Annotated in this window: 18 protein-coding genes; 1 reads left to right on the forward strand and 17 read right to left on the reverse strand. The window is 56.7% G+C overall.

Annotated elements, in window-relative coordinates:
- The first annotated feature begins 779 nt into the window (after positions 1-779).
- Positions 780-2141 (forward strand): HEPN/Toprim-associated domain-containing protein, encoded by a 1362-nt coding sequence (locus KOL70_RS07505; RefSeq protein WP_075324469.1) that lies wholly within the window; start codon positions 780-782, stop codon positions 2139-2141.
- A gap of 337 nt (positions 2142-2478) precedes the next feature.
- Here KOL70_RS07505 and ybiX read toward each other — a convergent pair whose 3' ends face one another.
- From ybiX to KOL70_RS07590, 17 genes are all read right to left on the reverse strand, one after another.
- The gene (gene ybiX, locus KOL70_RS07510; protein ID WP_058757376.1) at positions 2479-3156 is read right to left on the reverse strand and encodes a PKHD-type hydroxylase YbiX; all 678 of its coding nucleotides are present in this window, start codon (positions 3154-3156) and stop codon (positions 2479-2481) included.
- A gap of 51 nt (positions 3157-3207) precedes the next feature.
- Positions 3208-5493, reverse strand: coding sequence for a catecholate siderophore receptor Fiu (locus KOL70_RS07515; RefSeq protein WP_305798602.1), 2286 nt, complete (start codon positions 5491-5493; stop codon positions 3208-3210).
- Between the two features lie 348 nt (positions 5494-5841).
- On the reverse strand, positions 5842-6009 hold the full coding sequence (locus KOL70_RS07520) for a hypothetical protein (protein ID WP_021313248.1): 168 nt from the start codon (positions 6007-6009) through the stop codon (positions 5842-5844).
- A 277-nt stretch (positions 6010-6286) separates the two neighbouring features.
- The gene (locus tag KOL70_RS07525) at positions 6287-7477 is read right to left on the reverse strand and encodes a cytochrome c biogenesis protein/redoxin (RefSeq protein ID WP_215480458.1); all 1191 of its coding nucleotides are present in this window, start codon (positions 7475-7477) and stop codon (positions 6287-6289) included.
- Between the two features lie 136 nt (positions 7478-7613).
- Positions 7614-8924, reverse strand: a complete 1311-nt coding sequence (locus tag KOL70_RS07530) for a HAMP domain-containing sensor histidine kinase (RefSeq protein WP_215480459.1) — start codon at positions 8922-8924, stop codon at positions 7614-7616.
- Complete coding sequence (locus KOL70_RS07535) at positions 8921-9661, reverse strand: response regulator (protein WP_021509836.1); 741 nt, start codon at positions 9659-9661, stop codon at positions 8921-8923. Before KOL70_RS07535 ends, KOL70_RS07530 begins: the two co-directional genes overlap by 4 nt.
- Positions 9662-9734: 73 nt before the next feature.
- Positions 9735-10730: an alpha/beta fold hydrolase gene (locus KOL70_RS07540; protein WP_215480460.1), complete on the reverse strand. Its 996-nt coding sequence runs from the start codon at positions 10728-10730 to the stop codon at positions 9735-9737.
- A gap of 17 nt (positions 10731-10747) precedes the next feature.
- Positions 10748-11200: a DUF6130 family protein gene (locus tag KOL70_RS07545; protein ID WP_159377232.1), complete on the reverse strand. Its 453-nt coding sequence runs from the start codon at positions 11198-11200 to the stop codon at positions 10748-10750.
- Between the two features lie 235 nt (positions 11201-11435).
- Entirely contained in the window at positions 11436-11780 is a 345-nt protein-coding gene (locus tag KOL70_RS07550) for an aspartate/glutamate racemase family protein (protein ID WP_371824653.1), read from the reverse strand.
- 43 nt (positions 11781-11823) lie between these two features.
- Positions 11824-12087, reverse strand: a complete 264-nt coding sequence (locus KOL70_RS07555; RefSeq protein ID WP_215480461.1) for a hypothetical protein — start codon at positions 12085-12087, stop codon at positions 11824-11826.
- A 35-nt stretch (positions 12088-12122) separates the two neighbouring features.
- Positions 12123-13544: an EmmdR/YeeO family multidrug/toxin efflux MATE transporter gene (locus tag KOL70_RS07560; protein ID WP_215480462.1), complete on the reverse strand. Its 1422-nt coding sequence runs from the start codon at positions 13542-13544 to the stop codon at positions 12123-12125.
- A 120-nt stretch (positions 13545-13664) separates the two neighbouring features.
- On the reverse strand, positions 13665-14414 hold the full coding sequence (locus KOL70_RS07565; RefSeq protein ID WP_058771132.1) for an ABC transporter ATP-binding protein: 750 nt from the start codon (positions 14412-14414) through the stop codon (positions 13665-13667).
- Complete coding sequence (locus KOL70_RS07570; RefSeq protein WP_215480463.1) at positions 14407-15282, reverse strand: ABC transporter ATP-binding protein; 876 nt, start codon at positions 15280-15282, stop codon at positions 14407-14409. Before KOL70_RS07570 ends, KOL70_RS07565 begins: the two co-directional genes overlap by 8 nt.
- Entirely contained in the window at positions 15275-16558 is a 1284-nt protein-coding gene (gene livM / locus KOL70_RS07575; protein ID WP_021509823.1) for a high-affinity branched-chain amino acid ABC transporter permease LivM, read from the reverse strand. Before livM ends, KOL70_RS07570 begins: the two co-directional genes overlap by 8 nt.
- Positions 16559-16568: 10 nt before the next feature.
- Positions 16569-17483 carry a branched-chain amino acid ABC transporter permease LivH gene (locus KOL70_RS07580; protein ID WP_152390704.1) on the reverse strand — a complete coding sequence of 305 codons (915 nt, stop codon included), beginning with the start codon at positions 17481-17483 and terminating at the stop codon, positions 16569-16571.
- A gap of 81 nt (positions 17484-17564) precedes the next feature.
- A complete protein-coding gene (locus KOL70_RS07585; RefSeq protein WP_215480949.1) occupies positions 17565-18623 on the reverse strand; it encodes a branched-chain amino acid ABC transporter substrate-binding protein in 1059 nt (352 codons plus the stop codon).
- A 162-nt stretch (positions 18624-18785) separates the two neighbouring features.
- Positions 18786-18947: a hypothetical protein gene (locus KOL70_RS07590; RefSeq protein ID WP_155519940.1), complete on the reverse strand. Its 162-nt coding sequence runs from the start codon at positions 18945-18947 to the stop codon at positions 18786-18788.
- Positions 18948-18971 lie beyond the last annotated feature (24 nt).

The raw sequence follows: 18971 nt of genomic DNA on the forward strand, positions 1-18971 counted from the left end.
GCTTCGCCAAATGCCCACGGAGTTTGAAATGCAGAATAACTTATTAGTAAACTGGACGCGACAGCAGCACTGTAGCTCGCGCACAAAACAAATCTCCGGATCGAGTGTCCTTAACGACCTGTCTCAATTAATCAAAAACGGCGTTCTGCTATTTCTTAACACAATCCGTCGCCAAGAGCTGAGGCAGATTGAGATTGGCCTTGTAGCCAAAACGACTATCTACGAGATGGGTGCGGAAGTGAATTTCCGCCTCGCTTTAATCTGACGCTACGATGCGTTGTGCGGGACCTGGCCGAGATGGAAGAATGACTCAAAGTGCTCAAGTAAGCCCCTCGTGTCAACATCTGAAAGCCAAAAGTCCGTCTAAAAATATGTAGATGATGCTACCCACTGATTGACTGTGTTTACCAAACAAATTTAGGGAAAAGACAAAGTCTATTAATTAGTTTGACTGCTCCGCGTTGAGTGACACATTACGCCGTTAGCAACGCCTACTGCGGGCACAAAGCGGCCAGTCCTGTTGGCTGTCAGATCCGCTATGAGCAAAAAGTGGAAGCTCATAATTGTTCTCACCTCCGATGGTGCAATACGTAACTTACAGCGCGATAATCTGCAACGAGCCGATCGCTTGGTTCTGCCCTTGGATTAATTTATAATGATTGATATTCACTTTGAATTTTGAAGACATTATACCGCTTGTAATTTCATAGCATAGTTGATGACAGATGATATTCCTGATGGTTTAATTAAGTGATTGCCAACAGTTTAAAAGAGGAATTATGGGCACGGAAATTTCACTTAAGGTTTCAGGTGCAACGCTAGATTGGAGTAAAAATAGCTTAGGTGTTGATCATGGTGCATTGTTCCAGTCAACCGACCACATAATGATACCTCAGCACGAACGCTATGATCTCGAAGAAACCGATGAAATTGATGAAGAAAGACGCCTTCAGTGGACCGTACTCAGGAAGCCTCTTGCAGCAGTAGCTGAACGGGTTGAGTTACTTGGTTTTTCTCTTACTGCTATTCGTGCGGAATATGAAAATCTTGTAAAGCATGAGGTTTATCAAAGAAACGAAATGATTGAAGCCTATCCCGATAATTGGGAACCTTTAGAAAATCTTTTTAGTTTTGATGAGTTTCTGGGCTTACTTAAGAGCTATGATCTGGGGGAGTTAAACGATAAAGATATCGACTTTGATAATTCAAAAAAAACAGAGAATGATAATTTCATTTTGAAGTTATTCCCTAACGACATTTTAAAAAGAATTCCTCTCTATGATCCTTATAACAACTTTTACTGGTCAGAAAAAACAGCGTTTTTCAGTGTCATAAACATACTTCATCCATACTCTATGATCAAACTTTTAAGTGAAAACAAACATAATCTTAGTGAGTATGTCGAGTGGGACTATGGGGAAATAGTCGCTAACGGATGGGTTCACATTAACCAAATAAAAACTGAAATTAACCGTGAAAATTCTTTTCTCATAGCAACTGAAGGTTCCTCGGACTCACATATATTACAAAAGGCATTTAAGCTAATTAAGCCTAGCGTTTGTGAATTTTTTCGTTTCATCGATGTAACATCTGGCCATCCATTCCCCGGCACTGGGGGATTATCAAAGTTTGCTGAGGGATTAGTAAAAATTGATGTACAGAACCAAATCATTTTTGTACTCGACAATGATAGTGAAGGGGTTGAAGCTTTCAAGAAAATCATAAAGATGAAGCTTCCTCATAATATGAGTTGCATATGTCTTCCGAATCTTAAGGAGTTTGAAAGTTTCCCTACTTGTGGCCCAGACGGCCTAACCTTATCCAATATTAATGGAACTGCTGCCGCTATAGAGTGTTACTTGGATTTAACATATAGTGAATATGACTCATACACTGTTAGATGGACTAACTATAAAAAAGAGACCGGGATGTATCAAGGCGCACTTGAATTTAAAGAGTATTACGCAAAAAGATATCTTGATACATCAGAAGCTAAGCTTATCGAAAGTAAATATGACACCTCCAAACTTGAGGCTTTGCTTAATGCGATCATTGATGCTTGTTCCAAATTATCTGGAGCAATACGTATTGAAAAAATAAAGAGTCACTATCCAAATATATGGACTGAAGAAAAAGTTTAACTCCATTGAATTATTTTTAACAACCTGAAAATAATATTGTGTATCACGTCATTCAAATATTACAATACGGCATATTGGGTGTCCGTTTCTGGCACAGAACAGACAGCCCTTATAGATGTGACAATAGTAGCGATCACCAAATGCACGAGACCGCTCTAATCAGTTTTATTTAATCAGTTTTGATTGGTGGTCATTCTGGTGGTCTTGACAGGGAGAGTTTTCAGGTTTAGCTTATTTATTAGCCAGTTACTGGCAAAGGCGATCCCAGTCAGAGGAGCCAGATTTAAAGAAGCCCGCTCAGGGAAACCTGAGCGGGCTTTTTGTTATTGCGTGACGGCTAAACTTCCGTCCAGCCGCGCAGCAGGTTGTGGTACATATTCAGCAGCGACAGCAGTTCTTCGCTGTCACCGTGGCGCGCTTTCAGGCTCTGAATGTTGCGGTCCAGTTCAAACAGCATCGCGCGCTGCTTATCATCGCGCACCATCGACTGAATCCATAAAAACGAGGCGACCCGCGCGCCGCGCGTGACCGGCGTGACGCAGTGCAGGCTGCTGGAGGGATAAAGCACCAGGTCGCCGGCCGGCAGTTTTACGCGGTGCTGACCGTAAGTATCCTCGATCACCAGTTCCCCGCCCTCGTAACTGTCGGGTTCACACAGAAACAGTGTGGCGGAGAGATCGGTACGCATCCAGCCGGCCGCGCCATTGTGGCGTACCGCACCATCAACATGAAAACCGTAGGTTTCCCCCTGCTGATAACGGTTAAACAGCGGCGCAGAAAGCGTGCGCGGCAGCGCGGCGGCAAAGAATAGCGGATGGCTATTCAGTGCCTGAAGCACTGTAGCCTGCAGCCGATCATAGAGTGGCGTGCCGGTGTCAATCTGCTGGTTATTTTTTACGGTCGCGCCCTGGCTGCCGACCGTCGCCCGTCCGTCAACCCAGTCAGCCTGCTGCAGCTGTGCGGTAAAGTGCGCCAGCTGTTCAGCGTTAAGCACGGCAGGAATGTGATACATCATCGCGGAGTTCTCGCCATTAAGCGTGGAGCGCGAACGCCCCACGGTTGACCATCAGAAATGCACGTTAGCCGTCAACAGGAAGGTACGCGGCTCGCCCGGATGATAGCGGTAGCCACTCTTGTTGATCGATGCCACATAGTTGGTATCAAACAGGTTATACACGTTGAGCTGCAGGTCGAGGTTATTGTTGACCTTATACCCAAGCTTCGCGTCAGCCACCCAGTAGCCTTCGGTGTGATCCGGCGTGCCCACGGCCCCATCGCTGCCGCGACGCAGGCTGCCAACGTAACGTGCGCCCGCGCCCACCGACAACGCATCAGTGGCCTGATAGTTGGTCCACAGCGTAAAGGCGTGCTTCGGCGTATAGGCCAGCGCAGATGAGCCATCCTGCGCCACGCTGGCACCTTCACGCACCGACGCGTGCTGCATGGTGTAACCGGCAATGATTTCCCAGTCCGGCGTTATGTTGCCGGTTGCTGAGAGTTCATAGCCTTCCACGCGCTTCTTGCCGGTTTGCGAGTAAGTGCCGTCATCATTGGCATCGACCTCATTTTCGATGTCGGTGCGGAACAGCGCGGCGTTCAGCAGCAGCCGCTTGTCCAGCACCTGCCACTTGGTGCCCACTTCGCTGGATTTGGCCTTCTGCGGTTTAAAATCGGTACGGTTGGCGCTGTTGCCGCTGCCACCCGCCGCCAGCGCGAAGCTGCTGCCACCCGGCGGCTGCTGGGAAATGGCGTAGTTCACATACAGGTTGCCCTGTTCGGTCAGACGATAGAGCGCCCCCGCTTTCCAGTTCACCAGATTGCCGGATTTCGCCGTGTCCACCGTGGTCACCGGCGTATTACGCGCCACGCCCGCCGGACAAGCCAGCGCGCCGCGTCCGGTGCCGCCACAGGCCGTCGCGCTGTCGTACTCGGTATGGTAGTTGTCGAGACGAATGCCGCCGTTCAGCTCAAAGTCAGAGGTAATCGCCAGCGTATCAAATGCATAGATGCCAAACGTGTCAGTCTGCCCGTTAGCGTTCGCACCGTTGCGGTCCAGACCGCCAATCGAAATGCTGCTGATGGGATGGTAGATATTCACCGCAGGTGGGGTCAGCGCGTTGACGCCATAGGTGGTCTGGTTTTCACGTGTGAACTCTACGCCCGCACTCACATCATGCCCGACGGAACCAGTGGCAAATTTCGAGGTGATATTGGTCTGGTTGGTGAGAATACGGTTGCTGATATCTTTGGTGTTTGCCAGGCGCGACCAGCGCCAGCTGCCAACATCGTTCGGGTTGGGCGCAGTAATGTTACTGGCTCCGCCCATCACCGCCGTCAGCAGATACTCCTGCTTCACCCGCGACCAGCGCGTGGTGTTGCGCAACGTGGTGTTATCGCTCAAATCGTGTTCAAAGCGCAGCGTGGCACTGTCGGTGGTCGATTTATCGAAATCAGAATCGGTGCCGTAGTAGTTGCTGGTGGCGACCTTGCCGGAATTGTTCAGCGCAGCATACGCGGCAGACGGTGCCGAATAGCCTGGCAGACCAACGGTCGGAATACCGCCGTCCGGTGTGTTGTTCTGGTGGACGTGCAAATAGTTGACGTACAGCCGCGTTGCGGTGTCCAGTCCCAGCGCCAGCGAAGGCGCGACGCCATAACGCTCGTTCTGGATGTTGTCACGCGCCGCATCATGGGTTTTCTCACCCATCAGGTTAAGGCGGAACGCCGCATTGTCGTTGATTGCCTGGTTGTAATCGAGCGTGCCGCGGCGCATCCACGCGCTGCCGGCGCTGACTGACGCGTCAAGCCCGGTGTCCAGCCGCGGTTGTTTGCTGATCATATTGATCGAGCCGGATGGTGCGCTGCGACCATAGTCGGTGCCGGAAGGCCCCTTCATCACTTCCACCTGCTGCGTGTTGAAGGTGTCACGCGTGACGCTGGCGATGTCGCGAATGCCATCCACGTAAATGCTGTTAGAGGTATCGACACCGCGCATGTACACCGCATCGCCGGTGGTTGAGCTGCCGTTTTCCCCGGCATAAAACGCCCCGACGCCCGGCACGTTTTTCAGCGCGTCGGTCAGATTGGTGACGCCCTGATCTTTAATAACCTGATCCGGAATCACCGTCATGGTGCGGGTGGTATCCACCAGCGGACGGGTAAATTTGGGATCGGCCGAGGCATTTGGCGCGTACAGCGAAGGCGTGCGCGCTTCAACCACTAATGTATCATCAGATTTTTTGCCGGAGTTATCGGCACCCAGCGCCGCAGCCGGCGAAATACCAATACAAAGCCCGGTGAACAGGGTCAGCGAATTGAAGCTACCAAACGGCAGCTGGCGATTTTTATCCATGTTAAAAGGTGAGTTTCTTATCGTTATTAACGCACTCATTGTCTTAACCGTACCTGCCATTCAGGCATAGCACTGAATCAACACGGTTTTCCCAGACAACACCTAAATGATAACGCAAATGGTTATCATTTACCTTTATATTCTTACACGCACGCTGCCGCTTGGGAATACTTTTCTTTACGTTAAAATTACGAAATCAATACAATTGAACAAACCGGCGGGAGGTTACGGCAATTTTTTCATCAGGCGGGCAAACAGCATAAAAAAACCCGCTCGGCGTGAGCGGGTTTTTAGTCTGGCGTGCACAGTTCATTCCAGTAGCAATAGCGCATGCGCTGGTGGCGGCGGTTATCGTTCATAGTAGCGATACACGGAAGGATGAAACTCCACGCCGTACAGCTGGCTGATCGGGATCAGCAGATCGATATGCTCACCGGGGTCGAATTCGCGCCCGTCAGGGGTGGCGGCTTTGCTGGCTGCCAGACGCGCCAGCCACTGCTGCAGGATCTTCTTCATTGTCAGCTTCTCCAAAAAAGGTTAACGCTGACAGTAAACCCCAGCCTGGACGTGGAACCAAACGACAAGTTATGCGTTGGATTACTGCATTTTGCATATCGGGGTGGTAAAGGTGGCTGCGCCATGACGGTCACCCTGAAGAGTGACCTTACGGGCTGGCAATGCCGCACGCTGTTTGCCTGATAGTCCCTGTGTCACCCCCGGCTTCCAAAGTCATCCCCCGCGAACCACAACCTAAATGAGAAGCATTGGCGGCCCGGGCGGGCCGCCAGACCTGTCATGCACGCGCCTCTTTCAGCAACTGCTGAATCACCCTCTCCTGCTCTTCATAGTTGCCTTCACCAAACGCGGTGTAGCGCAGCTGGCCGTGTGCATCGAAGATGTAGTGCGCGGGCCAGTACTGATTACCAAAACGGTTCCAGATGCTGTAATTGTTATCCGCCACTACGGTGTAGGGCAGCTGCCAGCGCGTAATCGCGCGCTTCAGCGCCTTTTCATCGCGCTCCCACGGGTACTCCGGCGTGTGCACACCCACAACGACCAGCCCGTCACGTTGGTACTTACTGGCCCAGTCGCGCACGTATGGCAGCGTATGCTGGCAGTTAATACAATCCCAGGTCCAGAAATCGACCAGTACCACTTTGCCCTTTAACGTGGCAGGCGTCACCGGCGCCCCGTTCAGCCACGCCGTGCCCCCCTCCAGCGACGGCAAGGCGCTGCTGGTTTGCGGCAGGCTAACCGGCTCCAGGCGCACTTTGGGTGCCGGCGTGGTCAGCCACTGGCTCAGCTGCTGCTCCAGCTTCAGGGCAAAAGCGGGCGCTGCCTGCAGCTGGCTCTGTGAGCCGGTAACAATCACGCCCACCGAGGCAAGCATCAGCACGCCCGCCGCCTGACGCAGCCGCGCACTCATCGCCAGCCCCGGGCGCAGTCGCGCCACCAGCGATCGTCCGGCGAAATAGAGCAGCGCCAGCATCAGCGCGGCACCGCTGCCATACGCCAGCAGCAACACGCCAACCGACAGGGGATGATCGCCCACGACGGCCAGGCTGAGGATCGCACCCAGCACCGGTCCGGCACAGGGCGACCACAGCAGACCGGTTGCCAGGCCCGCCAGCAGCGCGGCGAGCACCTCGCTACGTCGCTGGCTGGCATCGTTGAGGCGATTACCCAGCGCGACAAACGGCCGGGTGACGCGTTGGGCGATACGCGTGGAGATTAACGTCAGTGCGGCTATCGCCAGGAACAGCAGCGCCAGGTCGCGACCAATGCTGGTGACCTGACTGACCCAGTGGCTGGTAAGCGATACCAGCAGCGCCACCAGCGTGAACATCAGGACCATGCCGCTCAGCAGCGCCAGCAGCTGTCCGCGTCGGCCGCGGACGCTGGCAAATACAAAAGGAATAATCGGTAAGGTACAGGGGCTGAGCAGCGTCAGCATCCCGGCGAGAAAAGCGATAAGCAGTGTCATAAGGAACCTCATACGGTGGATAAACGTCTGCGCGTCCGGCAGTACGTCTATTACATCCACCGCATGTGTTCATGCTGTGTCGGGGAAACGCCGTTTTGTCGGGTTATGTGTGTAGCGGGCAGGCAGATACATCAGGTTACACATCCTGCTGCTGCAGGATGATGCACGCTTCCAGCCCTCCAGCTGCCCGGTTACGCAACTGCAGGCTACCCGCCATCTGGCTCACCAGCTGGGTGGCGATCGCCAGGCCGAGCCCGGTCCCGCCGGTGTGGCGATTGCGTGAACTCTCCACGCGGTAGAAGGGCTCCAGCACCGCCTGTAACGCTTCCTCCGGAATGCCGGGCCCGTTATCACGCACCCGAATCTCTACGCTGTCACCCTGGGGTGAACAGAGTTCAACCTCCGCTTCGCCGCCAAACTTAAGCGCATTGTCGATCAGGTTGGTCATGATGCGCCGGAGTGCCTGCGGCCGCACGGCGAAGGTGTCATGGCCGGTGCACGGCACAAAGTTCACCGCTTTACCGACATCCTGATAGTCACAGACTACGCTATCCAGCAGCGCGTTGAGGCTGACGCTCTGGCGCTTCTCCTCCAGCACTTCCGATGAGCGTGCATAGGCGATGCCCTCGCGCACCAGGCGGCTCATGTTATCGAGATCGCTCAGTAGTTTGTCGCGCAGCTCAGGCTGCTCCGCCATCTCCACTCGCAGCTTCATGCGCGTGATCGGGGTTTGCAGATCGTGGGAGATGGCCGCGAGGATTTGCGCACGCGCTTTGAGGTGATCCTGAATCCGCAGCTGCATAGCGTTAAACGCACGCGCCGCCTGCTGCACTTCATCCGGGCCATTCTCTGCCATCAGCTGTGCGTGGCTGGCGGCCGGTTTGAGCGCATCCACCGCCTGGGTAAAGCGCACAAACGGCCGCACTACCTGCCGCACCGCCAGCCATGCGCAGCACAGCAACAGCAGCAGCTGACCCATTAGTACCAGCGGCAGCCAGCGCGCAATCGCCGGCATGCGCGGCCAGAGATTGAGCGTGAGCGGCGCGCCGTCATGCAGCGTCAGATGCACCTGAATATGCTCCCGCGGCCCCGGAATCGCATGAATGCTCATCTGATAGCGCCCGCCAAGCGTCTCCTGCAGTGAGCGTACCGCGTCGCGCGTGCGCCAGCTGGAGGGATACGGCCCCGCTTCGCCCGGCGACAGACTGTAGCGATAGTTGCCGCGCGCCAGCTTCGCCAGCCAGCCCGGACGCTCGTCCGCCGGCAGACGATCGAGGATTGCCACGCTGGTCGCCACATCGTACTCCAGGTTGCCCAGCATCACGCTTTTAGCGCTGCTCATGCGCTCAATCAGCAGGCTTGCCAGCGTGAGAGTATTTGCCAGCAGCAGCCCGCCCAACACGATAATCAGCAGGCGTGACAGCAGCGATCGCGGCCATAGCCTCATTGATGCGCCTCTTTGATCACCACCGTGCTCGCCAGTACGTAACCTTCGCTGCGGACCGTTTTGATGTAGGCCGGTTCACGGGCATCTTCGCGTAACCGCTGGCGCAGCCGGCTAACCAGCAGATCGATCGAGCGTTCAAACAGCTCTGCGTCGCGGCCCTGCGTCAGGTTGAGCAGCTGATCGCGATTCAGCACGCGCTGCGGATGGTCGAGAAACACGCGCAGCAGGCGGTACTCTGCGCCACTCAGCGCCACAATCACGCCGTCGCTATCCAGCAGGTGGCGCGCGGAGGTATCCAGCTGCCACTCGCCAAAGGCAATGATGCGGCCGGCCCCGGTAATATGTAAATTTGGCGGCAGCGCCCGGGTACGGCGCAGGATCGCTTTGATGCGCGCCAGCAGCTCACGCGCGACAAAGGGTTTGATCAGGTAATCATCCGCCCCCATCTCCAGCCCGAGAATGCGATCGGTCTCTTCGCTGCGGGCAGTAAGCATCAGTACCGGCAGGTTCTGCCGGGGATCGCTGCGCAGCTGACGGCACAGCGTCAGGCCATCATCACCCGGCATCATGATATCCAGCACCACCAGATCCACCAGGCTGCTGCTCAGCACGGCGCGCATCTCGCGGCCATTGGCCGCACCAGTGGCGCGGTAACCGGACTTAATCAGATAGTCGGTTATCAGTTCGCGGATATCCCGGTCATCATCCACCACCAGAATGTGATCAACGTGCTCCAAAACAGCCTCCTGTCAGCCGCTTATGCAAAAAAGACCGGCACGCGATGGCCGGTCAGGGTCGTGAATTACTCCGCTACAGTGCGGCCGCATCCTCAACGGCTTGCACAAACGCCTGCGGTGCTTCCGCTGGCGGATTGTGTCCGATATTGCCCGTGAAGGTGCGATGCTGGTACCTGGCGCTGAACCTGGTGCGGTACGTCTCCGGTGCCGGGTGCGGCGCCCCGTTATTATCCCCTTCGATGGTGATGGTGGGGACGCGAATTGTCGGTAACGTGGCTAATGTTTTCTCATAAGCGGCATATTTTTGCTCGCCTTTTTCCAGGCCCAGGCGCCAGCGGTAGTTGCTGATAGTGATCGCCACCTGATCCGCATTATCCAGCGCTTTGGCGCTCTGGTTAAAGGTGGCATCGCTGAATTTCCAGCCGGGCGATGCCTGCTGCCAGATCAGTTTCGCAAAGTCGTGTGTATGGGCGGCATACCCCTGCTGACCGCGCTCAGTGGCGAAATAGAACTGATACCACCACTGCTGTTCGGCCTGTGGCGGCAGCGGTTTTTTACCCAGCTGCTGGCTACTGATCAGATAGCCGCTGACCGACACCAGCGATTTTACCCGTTCTGGCCATAGCGCCGCGACGATGTCCGCGGTGCGTGCGCCCCAGTCAAAGCCGCCCAGCACGGCCTGTTTGATATTGAGCGCATCCATCAGCGCCACGACGTCCGCTGCCATTGCCGAAGGCTGACCGTTACGCGGCGTTTTATCCGACAGGAAGCGCGTGCTGCCGAAGCCGCGCAGATACGGCACGATCACCCGATACCCTTTTGCCGCCAGCGCCGGTGCCACCTGAGCATAGCTCTGGATATCGTACGGCCAGCCGTGCAGCAGGATCACCGCCTGACCATCACGCGGACCGATGTCCACATAGCCTGTGTTCAGTACGCCCGCATTGATCTGCTGAACGTGGCTGAAGTCAGCGGCGTAATCGTGTGAGGCCGGGGTGGCGGCAAACGCGGTGCCTGCCGCCGTGAGAACCAGCGTTGCCAACAGAGTCTGACGTAACAGTGTTTTCATAATTTATCTCCGGGTAATCAGTGCGGTGCAATCTGTACGGGCACGTTAAAGGTGATGGTTTTGCTGTCGATTGGTTTATGCGTAGGATCGGCAAGAATGATGGTGACCTTGTGCGGCCCGACAGGCAGACCGACCAGAATCACCGGCTCACCGCTGGTGTCCGCCCAGTGCCACGGGTTGTCATCCACGATGACGTGAATGTGGCCGATGCGCGGCGTGATTTTCAGCGCTTCCTGGCCAAACACGGGCTCGATGCGCAGATTTTCTGCCCGGTACTGGATAAACACCGCGCCCTTGCGCAGCGGTCCGGCCAGCGGCGCATCCACAATTAATCGCGCAGGCGGCTGGGGATGATCCAGTGGCGCCACGGCCGCCGGGCCGAGCACGTCAGCAGCGCTCAGTCGCTCCGCCCAGGCGCAGGTCGCAGAGGCGCCCATCAGTAACGTTGAAATAAACAGTCGGGTTAACATCGTGGTATCTCCATGCATTCGGTTGATGCGTACAGAAGACCACGGCGATGTATAGCGGATATGTACAGACTGGCGGGTTATGCAACGGCGTGTGTGCTGTGTGGCGGGAGATACAGTGTGATACAAATTGATGTTTACCCCGCCCGGGGGAAAATCAAAGCAGGATTTTCACAGCCCCGGGGCGGGGAAATTAATGAGATAAGCGGCCCTTCGTCGTGGAAATAATTCGTCCGCCTTAATCACGCAGGCGGCGAAATGATATGGCGCGCAAAGCGGCACGCGCGAGAGCTTCGCTCGAATCAATTAACGTCATTTCCTGCCAGATCGCGCTGTGTTTTAGCAAACTCAACTCTGTGCAAGCCAGAATAATGTGCGTAGCACCCTGTTGCTTCCAGCTATTTACGGCGTCCGCTAACTGCCGCATTGAGAGTTCAGACACGCTTTTTGTGGCTTTTATCTCGTTAATGCAGCGTGTCACTAGCTGTTGGGTGGATGCAGCGACATTAACGATCTCGGCGTGCTGTTGCGTAAGCGCATCCTGATACAGCCTGCTCTGGTACAACATTTGCGAACCGAGCACAACGACCCGCTTGCCCTGAGGCGCAATATGCTCAAGTGTGGCATCAATAATCGCGCTGAATCATCGCAGCTGGATGTATAACCGCCACGACGAAGGCAAGCTTTGTGTACTGTATTGCCCGGCCCGCCTGCGTATGCGTGGCAAGGCGCACAGTTGTCGCATCACGTTCGAATTCACGAAAGCGCTGAGTTAGGTTGCCAGCGGAAAGGCAGCGGTCAGTCCGAAAATAGCCGTGTGGCTCGAAGCGGGGCCGGGTATGGCAGGCATAGGGTGCGATCTGTTTTTGCTGGCCCAATAATCCGATCATAAAACCCTGTGCCTGTCTTTACTTGTGGGGATTCCTCAGCCCTGTGGGCCACTGCTCTTCGCGAGCATTTTGCGGTAATTGTTCAGCCATTTGCCGCTGGTTAAACGCCACCAGAAACTGATACCGCGCACCGTCCAGTCGAGGAACATGCCGAGCCAGACGCCAGTCACTCCCATGCCCAGCACAATGCCGAGCAGATAACCGGCCACCACGCGCGCGCCCCACATACTGAACATCGACACATACATGGTGTACCGTGCGTCGCGCGCGCCTTTTAGCCCGGCCGGCAGCACCCAGGAGGCGGTCCAGATAGGCATAAAGGCGGCATTCAGCCAGATCAGGTGTTTGGTTACCTCAATCACCTGCGGATCGCGGGTATAGAATCGCGCCAGCGTGCCCGCCAGCGGCACGGTGATAAACGCCAGCGTGCATAGCCCAATCATCGCCAGCCAGAATACGTGCTTGATCTGCCGCTCCGCCTGCATCACCTGATTTTTCCCCAGCCGCCTGCCGGTGATAATGGTCGACGCCGAACCCAGCGCGTTGCCCGGCAGGTTGATCAGCGTGGCGATGGAGAAGGCAATGAAGTTACCGGCGATCTCATTGGTGCCCATGCCAGCGACAAAAATCTGCGTCAGCAGTTTACCGCCGTTGAACAGCACTGATTCGATACTGGCCGGTACGCCAATCCCCAACACTTCCATCAGGATGTTGCGATCCCAGCGGCGGAAATAGCTGGCCAGCGTAATTTTCAGCGCCGGGCTGATGCCGCGATACAGCACGTAAATGGCCGCCGCCGCGCCGATATAGCGTGAAATGGTTAATCCCAGCCCGGCACCGACAAATCCCATCCCTTCCCAACCGAGCGCACCGTAGATCAGCACGCTACTGATGATGATATTCAGGATATTCATGCCGCCGTTAATCAGCATCGGAATTTTAGTGTTGCCGGCACCGCGCAACGCGCCGCTGCCTATCAGCGCAATCGCCGCCGCCGGATAGCTCCACGCGGAGGTTTGCAGATAGCTGAGTGCCAGTTCTTTGACCTGCGGCTCGGCGTTACCGGCGATCACATCCACGATCAGATGTCCCCAGAACTCGATGGCAATGACCAGCACAAACGCCAGCACCGTCATCAGGCCCAGCGACTGCCGCGTCGCCGCACGCGCACGCTTGCCGTTGCGTTTGGCCAGGCTGAACGCCACCACCACCGTGGTACCGAGATCGATGGCGGCAAAAAAGGAGATGATCACCATGTTGAAGCTGTCGGCCAGCCCCACGCCCGCCATCGCCTCTTTGCCCAGCCAGCTCACCAGAAAGGTACTGAGAACCCCCATCAGCATCACGCACAGGTTCTCAATAAAGATGGGCACCGCCAGTGGGGTGATTTCACGCCACAACAGCGTGCGATAAGCACGGCGTTTGGGATACCACGCCGTGTTTCTGATCGCCCGCATTACTGCTACGCCAGGATTTTGCAAGGGAGTACCAAATCACTTTGGTTAAGAAGTAGAGTAATAATGATGATAGGCTGCTAACGATTATGCAAAGTGTTTCCCGTCACCATTTAATCATTATTACAAACTTTTTGCTGACTCCCCGCCCGCGCCGACGCTGCCGCCCAGATAGGCGCTGCGCACCTCTTCGTTGTGCAACAGTTCGCTGCCGCTGCCGCTCAGACGAATTTCGCCATTGACCATCACATAACCGCGATCCGCCAGTTGCAGCGCGTGGCGCGCGTTCTGCTCCACCAGAAACAGGGTCATGCCCTGCTGCGTCAGCTCGCGCAGGATGCTGAAAATCTGCTTTACCACCAGCGGGGCCAGTCCAAGGCTGGGTTCATCCAGCAGCAGCAGACGCGGCCGGCTCATCAGCGCGCGGGCGATCGCCAGCATTTGCTGCTCGCCGCCGGAGAGCGTCATTGCCCGCTGTTTCCGCCGCTCCAGCAGGCGTGGAAACAGCGTGTACATGCGTTCTTTATCCTGCTTCATGTAGCGCTCGCCGATGGCGATGGTGCCCATCAGCAGGTTCTCTTCTACCGTCATATCCGGAAAGATGCGCCGTCCTTCCGGCGCCTGGGCAATACCGCTGGCGGCGATAAAATGGGTCGACCGCTGGCTGATGGCTTCTCCGCGCAGGCGAATTTCACCGCTGGCAATGCGCGGCTGACCAAAAATCGACATCAGCAGCGTGGATTTTCCCGCACCGTTGGCTCCAATCAGCGCCACGGTTTCCCCTTCCGCCACGGTCAGCGACACCTGCTTCAGCGCCTGCACCGGGCCGTAAAACACATCCACCTGTTCAAACGCCAGCATTGCTTCAGCCATGCTCGCTCTCCTCTTCCACGCCGAGATAAGCGGCGATCACCTTCGCATCGTGTCGAATCTGCTGCGGCGTGCCCTGGGCGATCACGTCACCGTGATCCAGTACGACGATGTGATCGGAAATGCGCATCACCATCGGCATATCGTGTTCAATCAACAGCACGCTGATGCGGTGATCGGCGCGCAGCTGATGCAGAATCTGGCTCAGCGCCTCGGTTTCGACCGGATTAAGCCCCGCTGCGGGCTCATCCAGGCAGATCAGTTCCGGCCGGGTGCACATGGCGCGCGCAATCTCCAGCCGGCGCTGCTGGCCGTAAGAGAGCGTACCGGCCAGCCGGTTGGCACTGCTGACCAGATCAACACGCTCCAGCCAGTAAAAAGCGCGATCGAGCGCGCGACTTTCCGCCGCACGATAACCGCGGGTATTGAGAATGCCGGCCAGCAGCTGACGGTTGACCTGCATATGCTGCGCCACCAGCAGGTTCTCCACCACCGACATCTCGCGAAACAGGCGGATGTTCTGAAAGGTGCGCGCCAGACCGGCGCGGTTGACCAGATGTGCGCCGCCAAACATCTTGTACCAGATACGCGAGCCCAGCCGCGCCGGCCGCAGCCAGTCACCCGGCTGAATCTTCTGGCCCAGCACCTGGATCACATCGGTGCTGCGCTGATGGGCATTGAGCACAATGCGCCCGCCGCTGGCGCGATAAAATCCCGTCAGACAGTTAAATACCGTGGTTTTGCCCGCGCCGTTGGGGCCAATCAGCGCGGTGACCGAGCCGCGCTCTACGCGCAGGCTGACATCATTCAGCGCTTTGATGCCGCCAAAGCGCATCATCAGGTTATCCACCTGCAGGATGGCATCACTCATGGCGTACCCCTTTTCTCAGCGGCACCCCGACGCGCGCGGTGCGTACCAGGCCGCGCGGACGCCAGATCATCATCAGCACCATCAACATGCCAAACAGCAGCACGCGGTACTCGGCAAAACTGCGCAGCAGCTCGGGCGCCACCGTCAGCACAAACGCGGCCAGCACTACGCCGAGCGTCGAGCCCATTCCGCCCAGCACCACGATGGCCAGAATCAGTGCGGACTCAAAAAATGTAAACGAGGTGGGATTAACGAACCCCTGATAACTGGCGAAAAATACCCCGGCAATACCGGCGGTTGAGGCGCCGAGCATAAAGGCCGACAGCTTCACCAGCACGTGATTCAGCCCCATGGCGCGACAGGCGATTTCATCTTCACGCAACGCTTCCCACGCCCGGCCAATCGGCATGCGCGTCAGCCGGTGCTTGATAAACAGCACCAGCAGCACTACCAGCACCAGCACTACGTAGATAAAGATGAATTTCATGTTGGGGTTGTAATCGAGATGCAGAAACTGGTGGTACGGTATGCCGCCCTCTTTTGCCCGGCGGGCGAATTCAAGGCCGAGAAAGGTCGGTGACGGCACCGAGACGCCGTTCGGGCCCCCGGTGAACGACAGCCAGTTGTTCAGCACCAGCCGGATAATTTCACCGAAGCCGAGCGTGACGATAGCCAGATAGTCACCGTGCATGCGCAGCACAGGAAAGCCGAGCAGCGCACCGGCCAATGCCGCCAGCAGCGCAGCGATGGGGATCATGCTCCAGAAACCCAGCCCGAGATATTGATAGCCCAGCGCCAGCCCGTAGGCACCAATGGCGTAAAATGCCACGTAGCCCAGATCGAGCAGCCCGGCGAGGCCGACCACGATATTAAGCCCGAGTCCCAACAGCACGTAGATTAGCCCGAGAATCGCCACCGTCAGCAGATACTTGCTGGAGAGAAACGGAAACGCCAGAGCCACAACCAGCAGCAGCGGTATTATCCAGCGCAGGCGCGAGCGGTAACCGGGTTCACGCACGTATACGCCGTCATCGTTGCCCTCAAACTTGCGCAGAAAACGGCGCCCCACGGCGGTATGCAGAAACAGCCCCAGCAGCAAACGTCCTGCCATCACCACCGCCACCAGCAGCGCCACGCGCCGCGGCGACAGCGTAAAACTGTAGCCGCTGAGCACCACGCCCACTACCGGACCGAACACCACCAGCGCGACGGCACCGGCCAGCAGCGTGTCGAGCAGCACCTGACGGATGCCGCTTGTTTGCGTCATTGCATTCATTCTGGCTTCCTCACACTTTGGCGACCAGCGGCCGGCCCAGCAGTCCCTGCGGACGGAAGATTAAAATCACCACCAGCAGCGAAAACGAGAACACATCTTTGTAATCGGAGTTCACCAGCCCGGCGAACTGCGCTTCGGCCACGCCCAGCAGCAAACCGCCCAGCATCGCACCGGGCAGCGAACCGATGCCCCCCAGCACCGCCGCGGTGAAGGCTTTGATGCCGATAATGAAGCCGGCGTAGAAATCAAACGTGCCGTAGTTCATGGTAACCAGTACCCCGGCCAGCCCGGCCATCGCCGCGCCGATGACAAACACCAGCGAAATCACCCGGTCGGTATTGATACCGAGAATCGACGCCATGCGCCGATCCTGCTGGACCGCACGGCAGATACGGCCCAGTCTGGTGTACTGGATAATCCAGGTCAGCAGCGCCATCCCGCACAGCGCCGCCACCAGGATAAACACTTTGGTCCAGGTGATTTGCACCACGCCGCCGTCGATCTCCATACGCAGCACGCCACTGAGCAAGGTGGGAATGCCCTGCTGATTCGGTCCCTGACTAAGCTGCACATAGTTTTGCAGGATCAGCGACATGCCAATGGCAGAGATCAGCGGTGCCAGCCGGGTGGAATTGCGCAGCGGGCGATAGGCAATGCGCTCAATGGCCCAGCCGTAAGCGGCGGTGACCACGATGGTGAACAACAGCGTGCCAAAGATCAGCAGTGGAAAGGAGTGAATGCCAAAGTAGCTGAGCAGCGCCAGCCCGATCGCACACAGATAGGCGGAGATCATGTACACCTCGCCGTGGGCGAAGTTGATCATGCCGATAATGCCGTAAACCATGGTGTAGCCGATAGCGATCAGCCCGTAGACCGCGCCCAGCGTCAGGCCGTTAATCAGCTGCTGTATAAAGAAGGCGTCCATATTGTCTCTCGCAGGTGGAAGGCGTGCACAGGACACGCTCAGATGCGAACGGCCCCGCTGCGCGCGGGGCCGCAGAGCGAATTACAGCTGGTGATATTTGCCTTTGTCATCCCACTGATAGACCACGTAATCCGAGACTTTAAGGTCGCCTTTTTCGTCCCACGCCTTCTTGCCCATCACGGTGTCAACGCTGTTGGCCTTCAGCCAGTCGCTGGCTTTGGCATTGTCTTTACCTGCCGCTTTGTAGGCGGCGGCCAGAGCCTGAATGGAGGCGTAGGCGTACAGCGTATACCCTTCCGGCTCAAAACCGCTGGCGCGGAATTTTTCAATCACCGCTTTGCCATCCGCGATGGTGCGCGGGTCATTGCCGAAGGTCATGTACACGCCTTTAGTGAACTGCGGACCGCCGGCGGCAGTCACCAGTTCTTCCGTCACGATGCAGTCGCCGGAGAAGAAAGCCGCATTGACGCCCTGCTCACGCATCTGCCGCACCAGCGGACCGGCCTCCGGATGGCAGCCACCGAAATAGACCACATCCGGTTTCACCGCGCCGATTTTGGTGACCAGCGCGTTGAAGTCTTTTTCACCGCGCGACAGCCCTTCATACAGCACCTCTTTCACACCGCGCTTCTCCAGCGCCGCTTTGGTGGCATCGGCCAGCCCCTGACCGTAGGTGTCTTTGTCGTGGATCACCGCCACTTTCTTCGCTTTCAGCGTATCGAGAATATAGTTAGCGGCAATTGTCCCCTGCTGGTCATCCCGCCCGCACATGCGGAACAGGGTTTTCATGCCGCGCTCGGTGATTTGTGGATTGGTTGAACCGGGCGTAATCGCCAGTACGCCCGCCTCGTCGTACACCTCGGAGGCGGGCATGGTCGAGGATGAGCAGAAATGGCCCACCACCGCCATCACTTTGTCCTGATCCACCAGCCGGTTGGCAACGGCCACCGCCTGCTTGGGTTCGCAGGCGTCATCGCCCTGCACCAGCACAATTTTTTCACCGTTTATGCCGCCCGCCGCGTTAATGTCCGCCGCGGCCTGGCTGGCACCCTTCCAGTATTGCGTACCGTAGGTGGCATTCGGTCCGGTAAACGGACCGGCCACGCCAATCGTTATATCAGCCTGCGCGTAGAACGCCATGCTTAAACAACCTGCCATCACCACCTTCAATGGGTGTTTTATGAATTTCAAAGACATGCTTTCAATCCTCAACGGGTCAGGAACGGAGCCATACCACGGCCTGGGAGAAATCAATCTGAAACACTTCGAGAGCAGTGTGGTCAGCGCGACCACGGTTGAAATTTAAGCAAAAAGCTCGCCAGAGAAGACAATCGGTGACAATTTTTTTGCAGCGGCATCGCAGCCGGGCGGAAAACGTGCGATGTGGCCTCCCTGCACCTGATAAACATAGCCAGCCTTTTGCCGCCTACCAGCACCGTGATGGTGCAGAATGCGGTCGATCACAGATTCTTCATCGTGATGAGAGGT

This window comes from Pantoea sp. B270 (assembly GCF_018726825.1).
GTDB classification, from domain to species: Bacteria; Pseudomonadota; Gammaproteobacteria; order Enterobacterales; family Enterobacteriaceae; genus Pantoea; species Pantoea dispersa.